Source organism: Dyella psychrodurans, assembly GCF_003363265.1.
Classification (GTDB): Bacteria; Pseudomonadota; Gammaproteobacteria; order Xanthomonadales; family Rhodanobacteraceae; genus Dyella_B; species Dyella_B psychrodurans.
In genome coordinates, this window is sequence record NZ_QRBF01000003.1 from 39,193 (window position 1) to 59,624 (window position 20,432).

Sequence of the window (20,432 nt, forward strand, 5' to 3'; positions counted from 1 at the left end):
CGAATGGGGCTTGCAGCCCGACTTTACGCATAACTTGTGCGTCGCGTCAAAGCCTTCTAGACGTCCAAATGAAAAATCGGGGTTAGCCGTTACAGCGCGCGCTAACAGACCACTTCCCGATCGAGGGCCGCCGGGGCGCTTTGCGGCGCCATCCGGGCCGTCTCGCGGGAACAGTCCAGCTCGGACATAATCCGCGCATGCCGACACATTCCAGCGCCCTTCGCTCGCCCTTATTCGTCTTGATCGCCTGCGCGATTTCACTCTCAGCATTCCCGCCCGGCCCGGCCCAGGCGGCGCAGGACGCCAAGACGGAGGCCACACAGGCCCAGACCCGACAGCAGCTGGCTGACCTGCGCAGCAAGATGCAGGCACTGGCCAAGGAACAAGCCGACACCGCCGCCCGACGCGACAGCGCCAACGCGACGCTTGCGAAGCAGTCCGATGCAGTCGCCAGCGCTGCCAAATCCGTGCGCGACACCGATGCGCAGATCGCCGCCAAGCAACAACAGCTGGATCAGTTGCAAATGCAACGAACGACGCTCAATCAGAATCTGGACAGCCAGCGCGCCGCCATCGCCGACCTGTTGCGCGCCACGTATGAGATCGGCCACGGTTCGGATCTGCGATTGCTGCTGGGTGACGAGGACGTCGCGCGCATCGCCCGTTCGCTCGCCTACTCCAAATACTTCCAGCAGGACCGCGTGCAGAAAGTGCAGCAGCTGATGACCGAGCTGACCAAGCTGCAGGATCTGGAAACGCAGATCACCGCCGAACAGCAGGCGCTGGAAGCGACGCGCGCCCAGCGCCTGCAACAGGCCAGTGCCCTGGAAGATCAACGCAAGGAACAGCAAAAGCTGGCCAGCCAGATCGACGCGCAATACAAGAGCGAGGCACAGCGGCTGGCTGCCATGAAACAGAACGAGCAGTCGCTGGACGACCTGATGGTCAAGTTGCAGAAAGCCATCGACGAGGCCGCCCGCGAGGCAGCGCGCCGTTCACGCCCCAATCCGGCACTGCCCGGCGTGGAGCCCGGCAAGGTACTGGCCAATATCCGCGGCAACCTGCCCTGGCCTTCGGCCGGCACCGTGCACAACTTCGGCAATGGTGTGCTGATTGCGTCGCCCCGCGGCAGCGAGGTGCACGCGGTGGCGCGCGGCCGGGTGGTGTATGCCCATTTCATGCGCGGCTACGGCCAACTGATCATCCTCAACCACGGCAACGGCTGGCTGAGCATGTACGGCAACAACGAAACCCTGCTGCACGGGGTGGGCGACGACGTCGCGGCCGGCGAGGCACTGGGAACCGCCTCGCTCACCACCAGCGACAGCACCGGCGTCTACTTCGAACTGCGCCATGACGGGAAGCCGGTCGATCCGCGCAGCTGGCTGAGCCAGCAGCGCTGAGGTCTGGACCCGAAAACGCCCAGACAACCGGGATCGGCGTATTCTTTGATGCTGAATTCTGGCGGTGTGGAGTGGTCCCACGCCTACCGCCGCGTGATTTTTCTGTGGAGCTGCCCCATGCGTCTTCCCCGCCATTGCCTGCTCGCCTTGATTCTGGCGGCTCCCCTGCTGCACGCACAGGCGGCGCCCGAAGCGGCGCCCCAGGCCACAGCCCAACCCGACAGTCCCGCGAAAGCATCGAGCAGTGCCGCCGCATCCTCGGACCAGGTCAGCATGGACGACGTGCGCAACTTCGCGCACGTCTACCAGATCATCCGCCAGGCCTATGTCGAGAAGGTCGACAACAAGACCCTGATGAACGATGCGATCAGGGGCATGCTCGCCGGCCTTGATCCGCACAGCGCCTACCTCGACAAGGAGGGCCTGCAGGAACTGGACGAAGACACCACCGGCCAGTACGGCGGCCTGGGCATCGAAGTGATGGAAGACAACGGCCTGCTGCGCATCGTCTCGCCGATCGACGACACCCCCGCATCGCGCGCCGGCATCAAGCCAGGCGATGTGATCACCGCGATCAACGGCAAGACGATCACCCCGGACAACATCGACAACATGTTCGACGCGCTGCGCGGCGACCCCGGCACCAAGATCACGCTCGGTATCCTGCACGAAAAGGCGCAGCAGCCGGTCTCCATGACGCTGACGCGCGAACGCATCTCGATGAGCAGCGTGAAAGTGCGCGAGCTCGAACCCGGCTATGCGTATATCCGCATCAGCCAGTTCCAGGACGACACCGCCAGCGACCTCGAAAAGAAACTGGGCGATCTCCTGCATAAAAACGGAGCGCAAAAGGGCGCGATACTCGATCTGCGCTCCAACCCCGGCGGCCTGCTGACGGCCGCGGTGAGCGTCAGCGACGACTTCCTGGACTCGGGCACCATCGTCACCACGCGCGGCCGCCTGCCGGATTCCAACCTCACTTTCAGCGCGCACCCGGGCGACCTGCTCAACGGTGCACCGATGGTGCTGCTGACCGACAACGGCACCGCGTCGGCCGCCGAGATCGTTTCCGGCGCACTGAAAGACAATCACCGCGCCCTGATCGTCGGTCGGCGCACCTTCGGCAAGGGCGTGGTGCAGACGGTGTTGCCGCTGGATGCCGAGCACGCGGTGAAGCTGACCACCGCCCGCTACTACACGCCCAATGGCACATCGATCCAGGCCGAAGGCATCAAGCCCGATATCGCGCTGGGCGATTTGACCGTGGCCAAGGTGGACGACTCCAGCGAGCCCATCAGCTCCGAAGCGGACCTGCCGCATCATCTGGCCAACGAAGCCACCGCCAAAGGCAGCGACATCAACAACGACGGCAGTGCCGAGAACGAAAAACTCGCCACCAGCGACTACGCGCTTTCGCAGGCACTGAACATTCTTAAAGGCCTGGCCTTGCGTCGCGATTCGGGAACACCCGCTGCTTCGGCGCATTGAAACGCATCGCGAGTGACCCGCGCCTCGGATGCAGACATGTGCGCTGCCCTCTCCTTAAAAGGAGAGGGCATTGCGTTCAAACTCAGAAGTCCTTCTGCAGCGTCAGATACAAGCCACGCCGCGGTCCGTACTGCGGCGCGCCCACGCCGATACCGGTGCCGCTACGCAGCCGGAATGAACGATCCAGCGCGTTGATCAGCGCAAGCTGCGTGTGGATCTTGCCGATGCTGTCGAAGTTGAAATCGTGCGACACGTCGAAGTTGAGCTGGAAGTAGTAAGGCAACGAGAGGCCATTGGGTACCAGGCCTTCCTGCCGCAGACCGCTACCGAACAGATAGTCGGTACCCACCTTGGTATTGTCGGTGATGGCATAGGTCACGCCACCCGATGACGTCAGCTTCTGGTCGTGGTCCAGGTGAATCCAGTTGTCGGCGATGTAGGCCAGCTCGGCCGCACCGAAGTTGTATTGGCTGGTGATCACATCCTTGCCCATCGCACGACTGTAGGCGCCGTTGAAGTACGCGGTCAGCGGGCCGTGGTTGTAGGAAAGGGTGAACTCCGTGCCGCGCACGCGGCCGTACTTGTAGTTGAACGTGGAGTACACCAGCGCGGTGCCGAACTGGCCAAGATCCTGCAGGCGATCCACCTTGCGATAGTACTCATCCAGGCCCAGCGTCCAGTCCGAACCGATACTTTGCTGCACACCGACGTCGAAATAGTTGGAGCGCTCGGTCAGGGGCGTATTGTTGCCGTAGTTCTTCACCGCGTTGGTGGTGTTCGCGAAGGCTTCGATGTTCTCGGTGGAGATCAGCTCAGTCTGCGGTGGTGTGAAGTAGCGCGAATAGCCGGCATGCACGGTGGTGCTGTCGGTAGCCTGCCATAGCAGACCCACGCGCGGGCTCAGCTGGCTCTCCTCGCGGAATGCGGTATAGCGGTCACCACGCAGGCCGTAATTGAGGGTGAGGGTATCGCTGATGTCCCACTCATCCTGCAGATAGAGCGCCTCCGTCTTCGCGAGAATGCGATCGCCCGTGGAAATATTGAACGGTACCGTGCTGGCCTGACTGCCGTCGGGATTGGTCGGAAACACCAGCGAATTGGTGCTGGTCGTGGCGCGATCGAATTCGTAGTACAGGCCATAGCGCAAGGTGTGCGAACCGCCCCACGGCGTGGCGAAATCCGCCTGCAGGGTCGAGGCGCGGTCGCCCTGATTGATCTGACCGGCCACGCCATTGAACATCAAATCGCCGATGTCGTCGGGGTAATACTGCAAGCCGCTGAAACGCTGCCCCACCGACACCTGATAGGAGGTATCGCCGAACTTGCTCTGCAACGTCACCATGCCGAAACGTGTCTGCTCGTCCTGGCGCTCGTTCAAGTTGGCGGAGTTGAAATGGGTCACATCCAGATAGCCGAAATTAGGTGTCTGGCTGGGATTGTTCGGAATCTGGAAGCGATTGTTGGTGACGCCGAACAGGAAGCTCAGGCGCGTGTCATTGTTGACCACGTAGGAGATGTCGCCGAAACCTTTCACCTGATTGGTGCGGTCGTGAATGGGGTCGCGGCTGCGCGTCGGATTCTCGATGCCGACGTTGTTTTCCATGTAGTTGCCGGTAAAGAAGTAACTCCAATTGCCGCTGTGGCCCCAGATCGACGCATACGGGTTGATGGTGCCGAACGAACCGCCGGTGATGCCCACCGAGCCACCATTGCCCATTTCGGCACCGCTCTTGGTAGTGATGTCCACCACCGCGGCCGTGCGATCGCCGTACTGTGCCGGCAGCGCGCCGTCGAGCAATTTCACGTTCTGGATCAAGCGCGCGTCCAAGGTCTGGCCGAAGCCGGAGATCGATTCCGGCAACAGGACGCCATCGATGCGGTACTGCAGGTTGGCGTGGTCGCCGCGCACGTGCAACTGGCCATAGGAATCCTGCACGACGCCAGGCGCCTGCAGCAGTACCTGATTCAAGGGCGTGGAATCTCCCAGCGGCAGCGCCTGGATGTTCTGCGCGGTGATCACGTACTGACTGCTGCCGGTGTCCGGCGACAACGCATTGCGCGCCTGATCCAGGGCCGCATTCACATCGACCGCACCCAACTGCTTGACCTTGTTCGGGCGGCGATTGCGTGAATCGTTGTCGTCGCTGGCGTCGTTGTCGGTCGGCTGCGCAGGGGAAGAACTTGTCGATGTAGCGGGCGCCGGTGCCGAATCGGCTCCATGAGTCGCGTTGGTTGCGGCAGCTGCGTAACCGGACGCGGCGTACAACGCGAGGCTGAGGCCAAGGGCAAGCGGAGACAATTTCATTCGGGAGGTTCCGGGCGGCGTAGTCGGGGATCAAGTCCGATATGTTATAACATTTCCGTTACAACCTAACGCCTGTACCAGAAGTCATGCCCGTGACAAACGGTAGGCCCGGAGCCCGGGTTTTCAGGGATTTACCCTGCTCTCATCGGAAGGTAACGCCCCCGGTCTATGATCCCTGGGCGCTTTAATCAGGAGCACGGTATGACCGAGCCCAACCCGCCCTCAGCCCGCACCAACCTTCCCGCCGTCGTCAATCAGGATGAAGCCAGCAGCCGGGTGACCCGGGCGATTCTCGACTTCATCAGCCAGATTCCGGACAGCAAAGTGCACGGCGCTGTCGATCCGGTAGCGGAAGCGCGCCGCCTCACAGGCCGTGCCGCACAACGCGCCGCGCTCACCGCCGGCACGCTGGCACTGCCTCCGGGACCGCTCGGCTGGCTCACGATCCTGCCGGAGCTGATCTCGATCTGGAAAATCCAGGCGCAACTGGTCAGCGACATTGCCGCGGCTTACGGCAGGCACGCCGAGCTGGGACGCGAGCAGATGCTGTGGTGTCTGTTCCGCCACACTTCTGCGCAGGCATTTCGCGATCTGGTGGTGCGGCTGGGCGATCGCCTGATTTTCCGGCGCGTGTCCTACAGCGTGATCGAGCGCGTCGCCAAGCAGATCGGCGTGAAAGTCACGCAGCGCGCGCTGGGCGAAGGTCTGTCCCGCTGGATGCCGGTCATCGGCGCCATCGGCGTGGGTGGTTACGCCTATTACGACACGCGCCAGGTGGCCGCCACCACCATCGCCATGCTGAAGAGCGAGATGGGCGTTGCGGACGACGAAGCGCGTAGCGAAGCGGCGGCATCGCAAGAAGTGCAGGCCCAGCGCGAACATCGCGTACAGGGATGACGTCGCGAACCGTTTGCGTCAAGCTGCGCGCCGACACCGCTATCGCGCAGGAGCCCTGGCATGAGTTCGTTCAACGAGCGCCCTGTCGCGCTGATCACCGGCGGCGCCAAACGCGTGGGCGCAGTGATCGCGCGCACCCTGCATGCAGCCGGATACGACCTGGCTGTGCATTGCCGCCATTCGGTCGCTGAAGCCGAAGCGCTCGCCGCCGAGCTTCACGCGCAACGCGCGGACAGCGTGCTCGTCATGCAAGCCGATCTGGCCGACATACCTGCCTTGTCCAAACTGGTCGAGACCACGCTATCGCGTTACGGACGGCTCGATGCGCTGATCAACAACGCGTCGGGCTTCTATCCCACACCGATCGGCGAAGCCAATCCCGCGCAGTGGAATGAGTTGTTCGCGTCCAACGCGCAGGCGCCGTTCTTTCTCGCGCAAGCGGCATTGCCGGCGTTGCGCGCGTCTCACGGTGCCATCGTGAATCTGGTGGACATCTACGCGGAACGCGCGATCGCCAATCATCCCATCTACGTCATGGCCAAAGGCGCACTCGCTGCGATGACGCGCACGCTGGCGCTGGACCTCGCGCCCGAGATTCGCGTCAACGGTGTGGCGCCCGGCGCGGTGATGTGGCCCAGCGACGGCAAGCCTTACGACGATCAACAGGCCATGCTGGCGCGCACGCCGCTGGGACGTGCCGGCACACCCGAGGATGTCGCCAGCACGGTGCTGTGGTTGTTGCGCGATGCGCCCTTCGTCACCGGACAGATCATCCGAGTCGACGGCGGGCGCAGCGTGTCGATCTAGGTCCTGGAACGGAACGCGTTTTTCAGCATGGCCTGATCGAAACCACCGCCGGCCTCGCCTTCGTCCACGTAACGATACAAGGCGACGGCGTAAACCACCTGCAGGGAGGACTGGATCATGCCCAGCAGCGCAAAACCGATCAGCGCCACGGCAACCACCATCACCAGCAGCGGAATCGAATGCGCCGTGGCGGCGGCGATGGCGAGCAATGTCACTGCAAGAACAGCTGCCATGGTGATGAACCCGAACGCGAAACCGATGCCGGCGTTGCCGATCAGGTTTTCGCCCCAGCTTCGCCTGAGCAAATCCACGCTGCGTTGAACCGCTTCCAAAGGTCCCACGTCTTCGTTCGCCAGCACCGGCACGACAAGAAACGTCGCCACCGTCCACGCCAGGCCGATCATGCCTATCACTATGCGACCGAGCCAACCGGCCCGCTCCTGCAGGCTGCGTAGCAGCGTGCCCACCGTCGCGGCAATGACCGCATAACCGAGAATGGACCCGAAGCGCGAGCGCGCCACCGCCAGACCTTCGGACACGCTGGCCTCGTCTCCGCGCAGACGCGCCGTCGCCACGCTGGCCAACGCCGTGTTGAAGAAAATGATGACCGTGTACTGCGCCAGGTAAAACAGAAACAGGAACACGTAATGCGATGGAGCCACGTGGTGCGCGACGCCGTAAGCGCGTATGCGTTCGTCGTTGAGATATTCGAAACCCACCGGCGTGAGAAACGTCGCCGCCACGATCAACGTGCAGATGCCGGACATCAACGGAAACACCAACAGCGATTTATCGGAGCGCAACACTTCCGCGCTCGCCTTAAGCAGTGCCCAACTGCGCGCAAACTTACCCGCCATGTTCATCCCTCCCCCGTGTGATCCCTGCTATCCAGCATAGCGCGAGCAGCGCTGCCGTGTTGCGAGAGCTTGCGCCAGTCTTACGCTTGCAAGGGTTCTGCAAAAAGAGGTTCGCTTTCAGCGGGAAAAGCCGCCCACAATTCCGCCATCGTGCGTCCGTTCACCGGGTGACGCAATTGGGGTGCGATGTCGACGATCGGCTTGAGGACGAACGCGTGTTTCAATTCCTTGCGCGGGATATCCAGATGCCCTGGCCCCTGAGTCACCAGATCGTCATAAAGCACGATATCCACATCGAGTGTGCGATCGGCATAGCGCGGCACATCGCGACGGCGGCCATGGCGGTCTTCCAACGCATGCAACCAGTCGTTGAGTGCCATGGGCGATAGATCCGTGTCCATGCCCACGGCGAGATTGATGAAGTCGGCACCTTTAAAACCGACGGCGGCGCTTCGATAGGCCGGCGACACATCAATTGCACCGAAGCGCGCACGCAATTCATCCAGCGCGGCGCATAGATAACGATGCGGCTCCTGATTGGAGCCCAGGCTGAGATACACGCGAGCCATCAGCCAGGCCGCTTGCCGCGTTCGATGCGGACACCCACGGCTTTCGCGCCACGCACGGCGCCGGGCTTGGAGAGTTTCAACCGCACCCATGACACGCCGAATTCATCGCGAATGATGGCGGCGCAGCGTTCGGCCAGCGTTTCCACGAGGCCGAAGCTGGATTCGCTCACATAAGCGATCAGACGCTTGGAGACGTCCTTGTAATTGAGCGTATGCGCGATGTCGTCGCTGGCGGCAGGTACGGTGTTGTCGAACGCCATCTCGATGTCGAACGACAAGGTCTGGCGCACGCGCCGCTCCCAGTCGTAGATGCCGATGACGGTGTCGATGCGCAGGTCTTCGATGAAAACAATATCCATGCGTGCTTTGGCGTGCGATGCGGTCAGGCCGCGGGTGGCAGGGTTTGCAGATCCCAGCGCGGAAACACCTGCACCGATTCGTCCTGGTGCTGGCCATGCGCAAGGCGGATCGCGCCGGCAAGCGCGATCATCGCGCCATTGTCCGTGCAGAACTGCAAACGCGGAAAATAGGTCTTGAAGCCATCCTTCGCGCCGGCCGCCGCCAGTTCCTCGCGCAGGCGCCGATTGGCGCCGACGCCGCCGGCGATCACCAGACGCCCGGCGCCGGTTTCGGCAAGAGCGCGCCGGCATTTGATCAGCAAGGTGTCGACGATGGCTTCCTCGAAGGCCCGCGCGACGTCGGCACGGGTTTGCTCGCTCTGATCCGATTGCTGCCACGCCAGCAGCACCTGGGTCTTCAGACCCGAGAAGCTGAAGTCGAGGCCAGGGCGATCGGTCATCGGGCGCGAGAAACGGAACACGCCGGGTCGGCCGCTACCCGCCAGGGCCGCCAATGCGGGCCCGCCCGGGTATGGCAGACCCATCAGCTTGGCGGTCTTGTCGAAGGCTTCGCCCGCCGCGTCGTCCAGGGTGTCGCCCAGAATCCGGTAATGCCCGACCGCCTGCACTTCCACCAGCATCGAGTGGCCGCCGGACACCAAAAGCGCCACGAACGGCGGTTCCGGTGGATCGTCTTCCAGCAGCGGCGCCAGGAGATGCCCTTCCATGTGATGAACACCGATGGCCGGCACGCCCAGCGCCCAGGCCATCGCGCGCCCGGTCGCCGCGCCAACCAGCAACGCCCCGACCAGGCCGGGACCGGCGGTATAGGCCACGCCGCCCAGATCGGCCGGCGTCAGTCCCGCCTGCGCCAATGCCTCGCGCACCAGCGGCAGCAGCTTGCGCACATGGTCGCGGCTGGCCAGTTCCGGCACGACGCCGCCGTAGTCGGCGTGCAGCTTGATCTGGGTGTAGAGGGCATGCGCCAGCAATCCCTGCCCGGGTGCTGCCGGCTCCCAGCGCAGCAGCGCGACGCCCGTTTCGTCACAGGACGTTTCGATACCCAGAATGGGGCGGGGAGCGGTGACGGGGGTCATGGGCTGCCGTGTGGGACAATGGGCGAGTTGGCCAGGGCTCTTTCGGTAAGGAGTCGCGCCGTGCCGAACCTCGATTCAGCTTGAAATGGTATCGGTAAAACCGGAAACCCGCATGCGCGCGCGCTGCGAGGCAGGCCCAACGGTGGGCAGGACCTGATTTTTTACCGTCCGGCACTTTGAAATCCTCACGGTTCTGAGGGTATACTTTGCGGCTCGCCCGCTCTGCACGGGCTTGTTTACTATCCGGAGTTTCCATGCCCAGCGTAAAAGTCCGCGAGAACGAACCGTTCGAACTCGCCCTGCGCCGCTTCAAGCGTACCTGCGAAAAGGCCGGCGTCCTCGCCGAGACCCGCAAGCGCGAGTTCTACGAAAAGCCGACCCAGGAACGCAAGCGCAAGCGCGCTGCCGCCGTGAAGCGTCACCTGCGCCGTCTCTCGCGCGACGTTTCGCGCAAGACCCGCCTGTACTGAGCGCCGTCCGCCCCGGCGGACCTTAGGTTCAGCCGCGTTTAGCGCTGAACTCGCAGATCGCACGCAGCCGGCGCGTCCACTCGCAGCCGCTGCCAGCTAGGCACTTGCACTGGCCGACGTTGCCCCGCAACGTCGGCTTTGTGCTTTCCGAAGGAGCCTCACCATGTCCCTCAAGCAGCAGCTCACCGAAGACATGAAGACCGCCATGCGCGGCGGTGACAAACACCGCCTGGGCGTGATCCGCCTGGTCCTGGCCGCCATCAAGCAGCGCGAAGTCGACGAGCGGATCGAACTGGACGACGTCCAGACCCTCACCGTGCTGGAAAAGATGCTCAAGCAGCGCAAGGATTCGGTCAGCCAGTACGCCGCCGCAGGCCGCGAAGACCTGGCGGATGTCGAGCGCGCCGAAATGGTGGTGATCGAAGGCTACCTGCCGGCCAAGCTGAGCGACGAGGAAGTCGATGCCATCATCACTGCCGCGATTGCCGAAACCGGCGCCACCAGCGCGCGCGACATGGGCAAGGTGGTCGGCGTCGTGAAGAACAAGGCCGCCGGCCGCGCCGACATGGGTCAGGTGTCCGCACGGATCAAGGCGCGCCTGGGCGGCTGAGCGCCATGAATATCCGCATGGCGCCGCACGTCCGCGTGGCGCCATGTTTACATCGCCTCCCGTTTCGTTAGGCTACGGTGTCAGCAAGGACATCGCGCAACAGGGAGCACCCATGCATCTGATCAAATGGGCTGTCATCTTCGGCCTTGTCTCGCTCGTCTCCGGCTGGCTGGGCTTCGGCACCCTGTCCGGCGTGACGGGCACGATCGCCAAAGTGCTGTTCGCGATCTTCGTGATCATCTTCCTTGTCGTGATCCTGGCGGTCATCGGCCTGATCCATCTCCTGTAACTGTCCTCGGCCTGCTCGCCCCGCAATCATTGAGGGACGACAACACCCGATTTCCGAGCGGCGTCCGGCTAGACTAAACGGACTATGCGCGGCCGCATCCCCGACAGCTTCATTGACGAACTGCTAGCCCGCGTCGACATCGTCGACGTGATCGAGCGGCGCGTGCCCTTGAAGAAAGCCGGGCGCGAATGGACGGCATGCTGTCCGTTCCACAACGAGCGCACGCCCTCGTTCTACGTCAGTCCTGCCAAGCAGTTTTTCCACTGCTTCGGCTGCGGCGCGCACGGCAGCGCGATCAAGTTCCTGATGGACTACGAGCGGCTGGAATTTCCGGATGCCGTGGAAGAACTCGCACAGGCCGTCGGCCTCAAGGTTCCTTACGAAGGAACGCGCGACAACGCGCCGCGCGAAGACAAAACCGATCTCTATGCGGTGCTCGATGCCGCCGCACGCTGGTACGAAGGCGAGCTGCCGAAAAGCGCGGAAGCCAAGGCGTACTGCACCAAGCGCGGCCTCGATGCCGAAACCATGACGCGCTTCCGCATCGGCTGGGCACCGGCTGGCTACGACGGCGTGATTCGCTCGCTGGGCACCAGCGAACGTCGCATGCAGTTGCTGACCGAAGCCGGCATGGTCGCCAGCAGCGAGCGCGGCAGCAAATACGATCGCTTCCGCGAACGACTGATGTTTCCGATTCTGGATCGCCGTGGGCGCGTCATCGCGTTCGGCGGCCGCATTATTTCCAGCGCGCCTCCTGCGCGCGAAGATCAAGAAGCGGGCATCCATGCCCGCACTTCTCAACAAAGCACGGGACCGAAGTACCTCAACTCCCCGGAAACGCCGCTCTTCCACAAAGGCCGCGAACTGTTCGCGCTGTGGCAGGTGAAGCAGGCCAACAGCAGCCTTGCGCGCATCGTGGTGGTGGAAGGCTACATGGATGTCATCGCGCTGCATCAGGCCGGCTTGCCGATTGCCGTGGCGACGCTCGGTACCGCGACCACGCCCGAGCACACCGAAGTCTTGTTCCGCGCCGCGCCCGACGTGGTGTTCTGTTTCGACGGCGACCGCGCCGGCCGCGCCGCGGCGTGGAAGGCGCTGGAATCGGCCCTGCCCCGCTTGCGCGACGGGCGCCAGGCGTATTTCCTGTTCCTGCCCGAAGGCGAGGACCCGGATACGCTAGTGCGCAAGGAAGGCAAGGAAGGATTCGAGAAGCGCCTGCGCGAAGCCACGCCGCTCTCGGAATACTTCTTCGGCGAACTCTCGCACGACGTCGACATGGCCAGCCTCGACGGCCGCGCTCGGCTCGCCGAACGCGCACGTCCCTTGATCGCGCGTCTGCCCGACGGCGCCTTCCGCGACCTGATGGCGCAGGAACTGGAAAAGCGCAGCGGCGCACGCGCCGTGCTCGAGCCCGATCCCGGCACGCGCCGCGCCGTGCAACGACCCGTGGCCGTGCAGCGCTCGCTTGTCCGCAGCGCCATCGCACTGTTGCTGGCGCAACCCGGGGTCGCCGATCAGGTCGAAAAGCCGTACGGCTTTCTGCGCTTCGACAAACCGGGCGTGGAACTGCTCGCAGAACTGCTGGACACGGCACGCACCCGCCCCGGCATCAATCCGGCGATGCTGGTGGAGCACTTCAGCGGACGATCGGAGTATGCAGCGCTGCAAAAGCTGATGGCTGCCACCGTGGTCGGCGAACCCGAAATCCAGCGTGTCGAATTCTTCGATGCGCTGACAAAGATGGAACAACAGGCCATCACGCAACGGCGCGATGCGCTCGTCAACAAGAACCGCGAAGGCGCGCTCAGCGATGCCGAAAAAGCGGAGCTGCGCGAACTGCTGGCGGCGCGCGTACCTGCACCTACGGCATCCTCATGAGTAAGATCCGCGTATCGCGGGATGCGACGTCATGCGCGCCTGCTTCGACAAAAAGGACCGTGGATGGATCTCCTTGAGCGTCTGATCACGATCTTTGCCGAAAACGGCTATGTCGCGGTGTTCCTCGCGCTCCTGCTTTGCGGTGCGGGCATACCCATTCCCGAAGACATCACCCTGGTTGCCGGCGGCGTGATCGCCGGCCTTGGCTACGCCAACGTGCACACCATGGCGGCCGTGACGATGGTCGGCGTACTGGTGGGCGATGCGGGCATGTTTCTGCTGGGCCATCACTACGGCGTGCACATGCTGCAATGGAAACCCATCGCACTGCTGATGCCGCCGCGCCGCTACGCGAAGATGCAGGAAAAGTTCCAGCGCTACGGTAATCGCCTGATGTTCTTCGCGCGCTTCCTGCCGGGCATGCGCACCGCGGTATACATCACCGCAGGCGCCACGCATCGCGTGACGTTTGTCCGGTTCCTGATGCTCGACGGCCTGGCTGCGCTGATCAGCGTGCCGTTCTGGGTTTATCTAGGTTATTTCGGCGCGAATCGACGCGAATGGCTGAGCATGTGGATTCGTCGCGGGCAAAGCAGCCTGTGGGTGCTGGGCGGCGTCATTGTCCTGAGCATGCTCGCGCTATGGTGGTACCGGCGCGGGCGTAAATCCCATTCCTGACACGCATGGGCGATCGGGAACGCGTCTTAGCCCCTGATGCTCGGCCCATGCTGTCAATCGCACTCGGGTACTAGTGGTTGCCTGAGCTGTTCGCGCCAGGCAGCTGCATGTGCAGGTCTTCGCTCAAGCTTTGCATGCTCTGTTGACTGACCTGGATAAAGCCGCTCGCCGGCGTATCGAGGTCAGCGATCAGGCTCATCGAAATCGCCACCATCAACACGGGAATGAAGGTCGACATCCACGCACGATGCCGTTGCCCGTAGCCGACGACCAGCGACGTCATGACCGACAGCGCCCCCAGCAAGATCCATATATCCAGGGGAATTCGATTGAGCACGGCAGCGACACGCTTGCCATCCAGATCGATCATGTCGTTCAGCGAGGACTCGTAGAGCGCAACGATCGGCGTCGGCGTTTGCTGTGCCTCGGCGCTCACTTCATTCCAAAGCTCATCCTGGATCTGCTTGGAACGTCCGGCCGCACTCTCGCGCTCCCCGTCCCGCACGTTGCTGCCGAAGATCGAAAGACGTGAGTCGACATATTCGCGCAGCAACGCCGGCGCATGGCTGCGCACCGGCTCCGCTTGCGTGGCCGTACGCAGATAGACCGTACCAATGGCGTTGGCCTCATCGATGACCAGGTGCTTGCGCTCATCGAAACGGCTCAACCCCATCGTCATGGCAAAACCGAGCAACAGACTCAACAAGACCGCGATTTGGTTGCGTGTCTCATGCACCTGCTTTTCCCACTCCTTCTCTTCACGATCCTTCGTCAGAGCGCGCAAGCGAAAGCCAGTCTCGTGCGCCAACAGCAGCACGACGGTGGCGACGAAAAAAAGATGAATGGGGTGATCCAGCAAATACATCGCAGTTCCTTCTTTGGTGCATTCCTATTTTATCCCGGCTTTCACCAGGATGGCATGCGCGCACCGCACACTCCCTACGCGAAAGGCCATCCAGACGTCTGGATGGCCTTTTTAGAATTATTTCGAAGATGACGCCACGTCCTGACGATTCCACCAGCCGCCACCCAGCGCCTGGAACAACGCCACCGTGTCGGAGTAACGATTGGTGCGCGCCTGGATGAGGGTGAGCTCAGCCTGCCGGTAAGTCACCTGCGCGTTCAGCAACGCAACCTGGCTGATATCGCCCAGCGCATATTGACGCTGCGCAATCGCAAGGCTGTGCGCAGCCGCCTGCTCCGCGCGCGCATCGGCCGCCATCGCATCGGAGTCCGACTGGATGGCATGCAAGGTATCAGCCACGTTCTGCAGCGCAGACAGCACCGTGCTGCGGTACTGTTCGGCGGCCTGGCGATACGCCGCCTCTGCGGCACGCTGGCGATGCTTCAGAGTACCGCCGTCGAATATTGGCGCCGTGATGCCTGCGCCAATATTCCAGAAGCCCGTGCCGGAGCCGAACAGGTTATGCATCTGGTCGGTGGAACTACCCCAGTTGGCAGTCACCTGGATATTGGGCAAACGCGCGGCGAACGCCACCCCGACCTGCGCACAAGCGGCATGCAGCTGGGCATCGGCCATGCGTACGTCGGGACGCTGCTCGACCAGACGCGCCGGCAAGGTCAGCGGCAGATCCTGTGGCAGCTGGAAACCATCCAGGGTGAAATGAGCACTGACATCCTGGTCGGGGGTGAGACCGCTGAGTACCGCCAGCACGTCGCGCTCCAGCGCAAGTTGCTTGTGCAAGGGCGGCAGGCCGGCACGCGTCTGCTCAAGCACGGCCTCCTGCGCGGCGACGTCGTTGTCCGACGCATCGCCCAACGCCAGCTGCTTCTTGGTGGTGTCCAGAATCTTCGACTCGCTGTCGATCATGTCCTGCGTTGCCGCGAGCTGTGCTCGCAGCGACGCCTCGGTGATCGCCGCATTGGTGACGTTCGTCGTAAGCGTGAGATACGTCGCCTCCAGCTGAAAGCGCTGCACGTCGGCCTGGGCCACCAGCGATTCCACCTGCCGTCGGTTGGCGCCCCACAGATCCGGTGAGTAGGAGATGCTCAACTGCGCCGTGGTAAAGGTGTCGAAGTACGCGTTCGAGGACAGGGGACTGGCCAGCGTTCCTGCGGTCTTCTGCCGGGCCGAATTGACATTGGCGTCCACCTGGGGCCAGTAGAGACCGCGCTGTGCATAGACGTTTTCCCAGGCGGACTTCAGCGCGGCTTGCGCGGCGGCGACATCGGGATTGTTTTTCAACGACGCGTCGATCAAGCCATTCAACGGCTCGGAGTGGAACAGCGTCCACCACTGGCCGGGAATGTCCATCTGCTTGAAGTGCTGTGCCTGGCCATCCGGACCAGGCGCGGAGGCGGTGGCCGATATCGGGCCCTGTTCCAGATAGCCCTTTGCCGGCGGCGGCGCAGGCCGGTGGTAATCCGGCCCGACCGCGCATGCGCCTAGCGCCAGGGTGATGCCAAGGGCGAGCAAACTGCGGCCGACGCGCCACGATGTCATGCGATGAATAGCGTGCATGGTCAGATCTCCACCGCCGAAGGCGCATGGCCCCAGCGCTTCTGGATGAAGTTCTCAAGGCCGTAGTAAAGGGCCGGGAGAATGAAGAGTGTCAGCAAGGTCGCGATCGGCAAACCGCCTACGACGACCGTCGCCAGGCCGCGCTGCACGTCGGTACCGATGCCGGTCGCCATCGCAGCGGGCAACATGCCGATACTGGCCACCGTCGCCGTCATCAGCACGGGACGGAATCGTTCCGTCGCACCGACCAGCACCGCCTCGTTGAGCGACAAACCTTCTCTTCGAACGCGGTTGATGTTCGACACCATGATGATGCCGTTCTGCACCGCCACACCGAACAAGGCGATGAAGCCGACGGCCGTCGCGATGTTCAGCGTTTCGCCGCGCACATGCAGCGCGACCAGGCCGCCCACGGTAGCTAGCGGCACCACACCAAGCACGAGCACGGCCTGATGGAACTTGCCGAATTCGGCAAACAGAAGCACCGCCATGAGCGCCATCACCATGCCCATCACCACGATCAGGCGCGCCTGTGCACGCTGCTCGTTCTCGAAGTTGCCGGCCCATTCCAGGCGATACTTGTCCTGATCGAAGCGGACCTTCTCGGCGATCTGCTTCTGCGCGTCGATAAGGTAATCGGACAGCGCGCGATCACGATTGTCGATACGGATGGTCAGCTGTCGATGACCCATTTCGTGGGCAATGGTGCTTTCGCCCATGGCCAGCTGGATATGCGCCACCTGCTTGAGGGGCACCTGCGCACCCGTGGCGGACGTCAACGGCAACTCGCCCACCGCCTGGAGATTGTTGGCCACGTCGTTGGATACGCGAGCCGTGACATTGTAAATGCGGTCGCCCACGTAGACCTGCGTAATCGGCGCACCGCCGATAGCCGTCTGGACCAGGTTGGTGATGTCGCCGACGTTGATCCCATAACGTGCCGCTGCATCGCGATCGGCGGTAATGGAGAGCTGCGGAATCGGCGGTTCCTGGAAGATGGATGCCTCGGCCGTACCGCGCACGCCCTGCAGCACGGTCACGATCTCTCCGCCGATACGGCGCAGCTCCTTGAAATCGTCGCCGTAAATGCGCAGCACCAGCGGGCTGTGCGCGCCGCCTATCATGTCGTTTTCGCCGTCGACGATCGGCTGGCTGATACCCACGCTGATGCCCGGGATCTTATCCAGGCGCGCGCGGAACTTGCGCAGGAATTCGGATTTGGTCTCGCCGTTGGCCCAGGTACTGTAGGGCTTCAATCCCACGGCGGACTCCACATGCGAGGGCGTCCACGGATCCGTACCGGTGTCGTTGCGGCCCATCTGCGTGACGATGAAAGAGACTTCGGGAAACTCGCGCACGGCCTTGCGAAGTTGCGCCGTCATGGCGCTGGCCTTATCCAGCGACAGGCCAGTCGGCATTTGTACCTGCAACCACAATGATCCTTCGTCCAGATCGGGAAGGAATTCGCGGCCGATCGTCGCGCCAAGAATCAGCACGCCGCAAAACGCGACAATGGCAATCGAGTACGCGATAGGCAACCTGTGCAGCAACTTGCCCAGGGTATGCGTAAAGGCGTCCTGCAGTTTTTCCAGCGGCTTGTTATGGAACAGCTTGCGTGGTTTGCGCAGCGCCAGATAAGCAAGCGCCGGCGTCAGCGTCACCGTGCACAGCAGGGCCGCCAGCAGCGCATAGCCCACCGTGAACGCCATCGGCCGAAACAATTTCCCTTCGGCATGCTCGAAGGCGAACAACGGGAGATACGCGGTGATGATGATCAAGGTGGCGAAGAAGATCGAACGACCGACGTGCCCCGTCACCAGCATCACATCGTCTTCGGTGAGCACTTCGGTGGGCTTGTGTTCGCGCTGCCGAAGAATGGCCTCTGTCACCACGATGGCGCCGTCGACGATCACGCCGAAATCGATCGCACCGAGCGAAAAGAGATTCGCCGACATGTGCGTGAATTGCATCAAAATGAATACGGTCACCAGCGACATCGGGATCGCCACGGCAGCGACCAGTGCCGAGCGCGGGCTTCCAAGGAACAGGATCAACACGATGCAGACCAGGCCGATGCCTTCCATCACGGTGTGGAAGACTTTTTCCTTGGTGGCGTTCACCAGATCGTCGCGATCGATGTACGGCACGATGCGCACATCTTGCGAGGCAAGCTGTTTGTTGAGTTCATCTACCTTGGCATGGATGCCATCGAGCACTTTCGATGGATTCTCATACTTGAGCAAGTCGCAGATGCCCTCGATGGTATCGGGGTTATTGTCCTTGCCGAGAATGCCTTCGCGTACCTGATGACCGTAGCGAAGCTTGCCGAGATCGCGCACCAGTACCGGCACGCCGTTGTTCTGGGTCACGACGACGTCGCCCAGATCCTTCAGCGAGTGCACCATGCCAATGCCGCGCACAATGTAGGACTGCTCGCCGCGCGTAATGCGCCCGCCGCCCGCGTTGGATGTATTGGCTGAGATCGCGGCAGTCACCTGATTGACGCTGACGCCGTAGTGCAGAAGCTGCTTGGGATCCAGCTCCAGCTGAAATTCCTTGGTGAAGCCGCCGAAATTGTCGACGTTGATCACACCCGGAACCTGTTGCAGCGCCGGAATCACGATCCAGGTCTGGATCTCCGACAACTGCATGAGGTTCTTGGTCTTGGACTCGAGCGTGTAGCGATAGATTTCGCCCGCCGGACCGCTCACGGGATCCAGTCCCGGCGTGATGCCCGGCGGCAATATCACCTGGCTGATGTGCTCCATCACGCGCTGGCGTTCCCAGTAGTCGTCGGCGCCATCCTTGAACACCAGCGTGATGAGCGAGAGACCAAAGGTGCTGCTCGAGCGCATGCCCACCAAGCCTTGCGTGCTCGCCAGGCCGCGTTCCAGCGGCGTGGTGATCTGCTGTTCGATTTCTTCCGCGGCGAGGCCTGGCACCTGCGTGGTGACTTGAGCGGTCACGTCGCTCAACTCCGGATAGGCCTCGATCGACAACTGCGTCCACGAGTAGTAGCCGAAGCAGATGACGAGAAACGTCACCACGATAAACAGCATGCGCTTCTCGAAACAGAAGCGGAAAGCCTGATTAATCATTGAGCAGCACTCCGCCCCTGACGATCACGCGATCGCCCGCCTTCAAGCCTTTCAGCACACGCGTGCCATCGGTCTCGTCATAGCTGAGGTCGACGGCGCGGCGCTCGAACGTCCATGGCGAGACTTCGACGAATACCGTGATGCTGTCGTTGTTCATCACGAGGGCCGACTCGGGGACGAACACTTGCGGCGGCTGCGGAATATCGATGCTCGCCGAAGCGAACATGTTGGGCTTGAGCTCGCCATCCGGATTCTGGAAGGTCACGCGCACGAGATCGCGCCGCGTATCCGGCTGCAGAACGGGACTGACGAAACTCACATCGCCGTGGAACACCTTGCCCGGATACGCCGAGAGCGTGGCGTCCACCTTCTGCCCCTTGGCGATCAATCCCGAGTCGATTTCCGGCACGTTTGCGGTGATCCAGACCGTATCCAGATTCGAGACGGTCATCATCGCTGCGGTAGGATCGTTGACATACGTGCCCGGTGACACCGAAAGCGCCGTGACGTAACCGCTGATGGGCGCGGTCACCTGCATCGGGCGCGACGTCTGCGCGTCCGGCGAACCGCTCAGCGCTTGCAGGCGCGTGCGGGCACGGTCGTATTCCGCCTGCGCCTGATTGAAACCGCTCTGCGTCGCTTCAAGATCCTTCACGGCGTTGCCACCCGCCGCTTTCACGCCGCGTGCACGATCCAGCGTTTTCCTGGCCAGATCGAATGCGTCGCGTGCCTTGACGACATCGGCATTGGCCTGCGCCAGGTCACCCGAATCCACCACGGCAAGCAATTGCCCGCGATTGACGTGATCGCCCAAACCAATCTTCAGCTCGACCACCTTGCCCGTCAGCGCGGGCAACACATTCGCCGTGCGTGCCGGATCGGCTTCCACGTTCGCCGGAAACATCATGGCGTGCGGCGCGGCGCGCATGTCTACTGGCTGGATGACCAGTTCCTTGCGCAGCGGGGAATTCTCCGGAACCTTCAGCACGCCATGATCCACCGTAAAGGCCGGCGGCGTCTCGGCATCCTCGTTCGAGCCATGTGAGCAGGCGGCCACGCTCAGTGCCACGGCCATCGCGATGGACACTCGCAATCCATTTTTATTCAGACGATGAAACATAGGGATTTCCCTTCGGCTTGGCGCTCGAATGCGTTCACTGCAGCCA

18 protein-coding genes are annotated in these 20,432 nt (G+C 62.6%); 9 read left to right on the top strand and 9 right to left on the bottom strand.

The features are described 5' to 3' along the window. The first annotated feature begins 197 nt into the window (after positions 1–197). Both DWU99_RS09260 and DWU99_RS09265 read left to right on the top strand, forming a co-directional pair. Positions 198–1,403: a murein hydrolase activator EnvC family protein gene (locus tag DWU99_RS09260; protein WP_115477769.1), complete on the top strand. Its 1,206-nt coding sequence runs from the start codon at positions 198–200 to the stop codon at positions 1,401–1,403. Positions 1,404–1,520: 117 nt separating this feature from the next. Further along, on the top strand, positions 1,521–2,891 hold the full coding sequence (locus DWU99_RS09265; RefSeq protein WP_115477770.1) for a S41 family peptidase: 1,371 nt from the start codon (positions 1,521–1,523) through the stop codon (positions 2,889–2,891). A gap of 82 nt (positions 2,892–2,973) precedes the next feature. Here the strand turns inward: DWU99_RS09265 and DWU99_RS09270 are convergent, their stop codons facing one another. Next, positions 2,974–5,196 carry a TonB-dependent receptor gene (locus DWU99_RS09270; protein ID WP_115477771.1) on the bottom strand — a complete coding sequence of 741 codons (2,223 nt, stop codon included), beginning with the start codon at positions 5,194–5,196 and terminating at the stop codon, positions 2,974–2,976. A 201-nt stretch (positions 5,197–5,397) separates the two neighbouring features. Here DWU99_RS09270 and DWU99_RS09275 point away from each other — a divergent pair, with 201 nt between their 5' ends. Both DWU99_RS09275 and DWU99_RS09280 read left to right on the top strand, forming a co-directional pair. Beyond that, the gene (locus DWU99_RS09275) at positions 5,398–6,093 is read left to right on the top strand and encodes a hypothetical protein (RefSeq protein WP_115477772.1); all 696 of its coding nucleotides are present in this window, start codon (positions 5,398–5,400) and stop codon (positions 6,091–6,093) included. Positions 6,094–6,153: 60 nt separating this feature from the next. Then, on the top strand, positions 6,154–6,900 hold the full coding sequence (locus tag DWU99_RS09280) for a pteridine reductase (protein WP_115477773.1): 747 nt from the start codon (positions 6,154–6,156) through the stop codon (positions 6,898–6,900). On the opposite strand, the gene DWU99_RS09285 is transcribed toward DWU99_RS09280, so the two are convergent. The 4 genes from DWU99_RS09285 to tsaD form a co-directional block, all read right to left on the bottom strand. Then, positions 6,897–7,757, bottom strand: coding sequence for a DUF6159 family protein (locus DWU99_RS09285; RefSeq protein ID WP_115478147.1), 861 nt, complete (start codon positions 7,755–7,757; stop codon positions 6,897–6,899). The two genes, DWU99_RS09280 and DWU99_RS09285, sit on opposite strands and share 4 nt — an antisense overlap. 80 nt (positions 7,758–7,837) lie before the next feature. Further along, positions 7,838–8,326: a 2-amino-4-hydroxy-6-hydroxymethyldihydropteridine diphosphokinase gene (gene folK / locus DWU99_RS09290; protein WP_115477774.1), complete on the bottom strand. Its 489-nt coding sequence runs from the start codon at positions 8,324–8,326 to the stop codon at positions 7,838–7,840. Continuing rightward, positions 8,326–8,685, bottom strand: coding sequence for a dihydroneopterin aldolase (gene folB, locus DWU99_RS09295; RefSeq protein ID WP_115477775.1), 360 nt, complete (start codon positions 8,683–8,685; stop codon positions 8,326–8,328). The genes folK and folB overlap by 1 nt, the downstream gene beginning before the upstream one ends. Positions 8,686–8,708: 23 nt before the next feature. Further along, the gene (tsaD, locus tag DWU99_RS09300) at positions 8,709–9,761 is read right to left on the bottom strand and encodes a tRNA (adenosine(37)-N6)-threonylcarbamoyltransferase complex transferase subunit TsaD (protein ID WP_115477776.1); all 1,053 of its coding nucleotides are present in this window, start codon (positions 9,759–9,761) and stop codon (positions 8,709–8,711) included. A gap of 254 nt (positions 9,762–10,015) precedes the next feature. Here tsaD and rpsU point away from each other — a divergent pair, with 254 nt between their 5' ends. The 5 genes from rpsU to DWU99_RS09325 all read left to right on the top strand — a co-directional run bounded on the left by rpsU (position 10,016) and on the right by DWU99_RS09325 (position 13,686). Continuing rightward, positions 10,016–10,231 carry a 30S ribosomal protein S21 gene (rpsU, locus tag DWU99_RS09305; RefSeq protein WP_115477777.1) on the top strand — a complete coding sequence of 72 codons (216 nt, stop codon included), beginning with the start codon at positions 10,016–10,018 and terminating at the stop codon, positions 10,229–10,231. A 163-nt stretch (positions 10,232–10,394) separates the two neighbouring features. Beyond that, complete coding sequence (locus DWU99_RS09310; protein WP_115477778.1) at positions 10,395–10,841, top strand: GatB/YqeY domain-containing protein; 447 nt, start codon at positions 10,395–10,397, stop codon at positions 10,839–10,841. Positions 10,842–10,959: 118 nt separating this feature from the next. Then, complete coding sequence (locus DWU99_RS09315; protein ID WP_115478148.1) at positions 10,960–11,130, top strand: DUF1328 domain-containing protein; 171 nt, start codon at positions 10,960–10,962, stop codon at positions 11,128–11,130. Positions 11,131–11,214: 84 nt separating this feature from the next. Next, a complete protein-coding gene (dnaG, locus tag DWU99_RS09320; protein WP_115477779.1) occupies positions 11,215–13,008 on the top strand; it encodes a DNA primase in 1,794 nt (597 codons plus the stop codon). A gap of 63 nt (positions 13,009–13,071) precedes the next feature. Further along, positions 13,072–13,686 (top strand): DedA family protein, encoded by a 615-nt coding sequence (locus tag DWU99_RS09325; RefSeq protein WP_115478149.1) that lies wholly within the window; start codon positions 13,072–13,074, stop codon positions 13,684–13,686. 70 nt (positions 13,687–13,756) lie between these two features. On the opposite strand, the gene DWU99_RS09330 is transcribed toward DWU99_RS09325, so the two are convergent. The 4 genes from DWU99_RS09330 to DWU99_RS09345 form a co-directional block, all read right to left on the bottom strand. Further along, a complete protein-coding gene (locus DWU99_RS09330) occupies positions 13,757–14,551 on the bottom strand; it encodes a bestrophin-like domain (RefSeq protein WP_115477780.1) in 795 nt (264 codons plus the stop codon). A 117-nt stretch (positions 14,552–14,668) separates the two neighbouring features. Further along, positions 14,669–16,168 (bottom strand): efflux transporter outer membrane subunit, encoded by a 1,500-nt coding sequence (locus tag DWU99_RS09335; protein ID WP_233511018.1) that lies wholly within the window; start codon positions 16,166–16,168, stop codon positions 14,669–14,671. Between the two features lie 2 nt (positions 16,169–16,170). Continuing rightward, entirely contained in the window at positions 16,171–19,266 is a 3,096-nt protein-coding gene (locus tag DWU99_RS09340; protein WP_115477781.1) for an efflux RND transporter permease subunit, read from the bottom strand. Further along, positions 19,259–20,386, bottom strand: coding sequence for an efflux RND transporter periplasmic adaptor subunit (locus DWU99_RS09345; protein WP_115477782.1), 1,128 nt, complete (start codon positions 20,384–20,386; stop codon positions 19,259–19,261). The genes DWU99_RS09340 and DWU99_RS09345 overlap by 8 nt, the downstream gene beginning before the upstream one ends. Positions 20,387–20,432: the final 46 nt, after the last annotated feature.

Excerpts from the sequence above, each read along its gene's own strand:
- DWU99_RS09260 (WP_115477769.1), top strand. The coding sequence starts at position 198 with ATGCCGACACATTCCAGCGCCCTTCGCTCGCCCTTATTCGTCTTGATC.
- DWU99_RS09265 (WP_115477770.1), top strand. The coding sequence starts at position 1,521 with ATGCGTCTTCCCCGCCATTGCCTGCTCGCCTTGATTCTGGCGGCTCCC.
- DWU99_RS09270 (WP_115477771.1), bottom strand. The coding sequence starts at position 5,196 with ATGAAATTGTCTCCGCTTGCCCTTGGCCTCAGCCTCGCGTTGTACGCC.
- DWU99_RS09275 (WP_115477772.1), top strand. The coding sequence starts at position 5,398 with ATGACCGAGCCCAACCCGCCCTCAGCCCGCACCAACCTTCCCGCCGTC.
- DWU99_RS09280 (WP_115477773.1), top strand. The coding sequence starts at position 6,154 with ATGAGTTCGTTCAACGAGCGCCCTGTCGCGCTGATCACCGGCGGCGCC.
- DWU99_RS09285 (WP_115478147.1), bottom strand. The coding sequence starts at position 7,757 with ATGGCGGGTAAGTTTGCGCGCAGTTGGGCACTGCTTAAGGCGAGCGCG.
- folK (WP_115477774.1), bottom strand. The coding sequence starts at position 8,326 with ATGGCTCGCGTGTATCTCAGCCTGGGCTCCAATCAGGAGCCGCATCGT.
- folB (WP_115477775.1), bottom strand. The coding sequence starts at position 8,685 with ATGGATATTGTTTTCATCGAAGACCTGCGCATCGACACCGTCATCGGC.
- tsaD (WP_115477776.1), bottom strand. The coding sequence starts at position 9,761 with ATGACCCCCGTCACCGCTCCCCGCCCCATTCTGGGTATCGAAACGTCC.
- rpsU (WP_115477777.1), top strand. The coding sequence starts at position 10,016 with ATGCCCAGCGTAAAAGTCCGCGAGAACGAACCGTTCGAACTCGCCCTG.
- DWU99_RS09310 (WP_115477778.1), top strand. The coding sequence starts at position 10,395 with ATGTCCCTCAAGCAGCAGCTCACCGAAGACATGAAGACCGCCATGCGC.
- dnaG (WP_115477779.1), top strand. The coding sequence starts at position 11,215 with ATGCGCGGCCGCATCCCCGACAGCTTCATTGACGAACTGCTAGCCCGC.
- DWU99_RS09325 (WP_115478149.1), top strand. The coding sequence starts at position 13,072 with ATGGATCTCCTTGAGCGTCTGATCACGATCTTTGCCGAAAACGGCTAT.
- DWU99_RS09330 (WP_115477780.1), bottom strand. The coding sequence starts at position 14,551 with ATGTATTTGCTGGATCACCCCATTCATCTTTTTTTCGTCGCCACCGTC.
- DWU99_RS09335 (WP_233511018.1), bottom strand. The coding sequence starts at position 16,168 with ATGCACGCTATTCATCGCATGACATCGTGGCGCGTCGGCCGCAGTTTG.
- DWU99_RS09340 (WP_115477781.1), bottom strand. The coding sequence starts at position 19,266 with ATGATTAATCAGGCTTTCCGCTTCTGTTTCGAGAAGCGCATGCTGTTT.
- DWU99_RS09345 (WP_115477782.1), bottom strand. The coding sequence starts at position 20,386 with ATGTTTCATCGTCTGAATAAAAATGGATTGCGAGTGTCCATCGCGATG.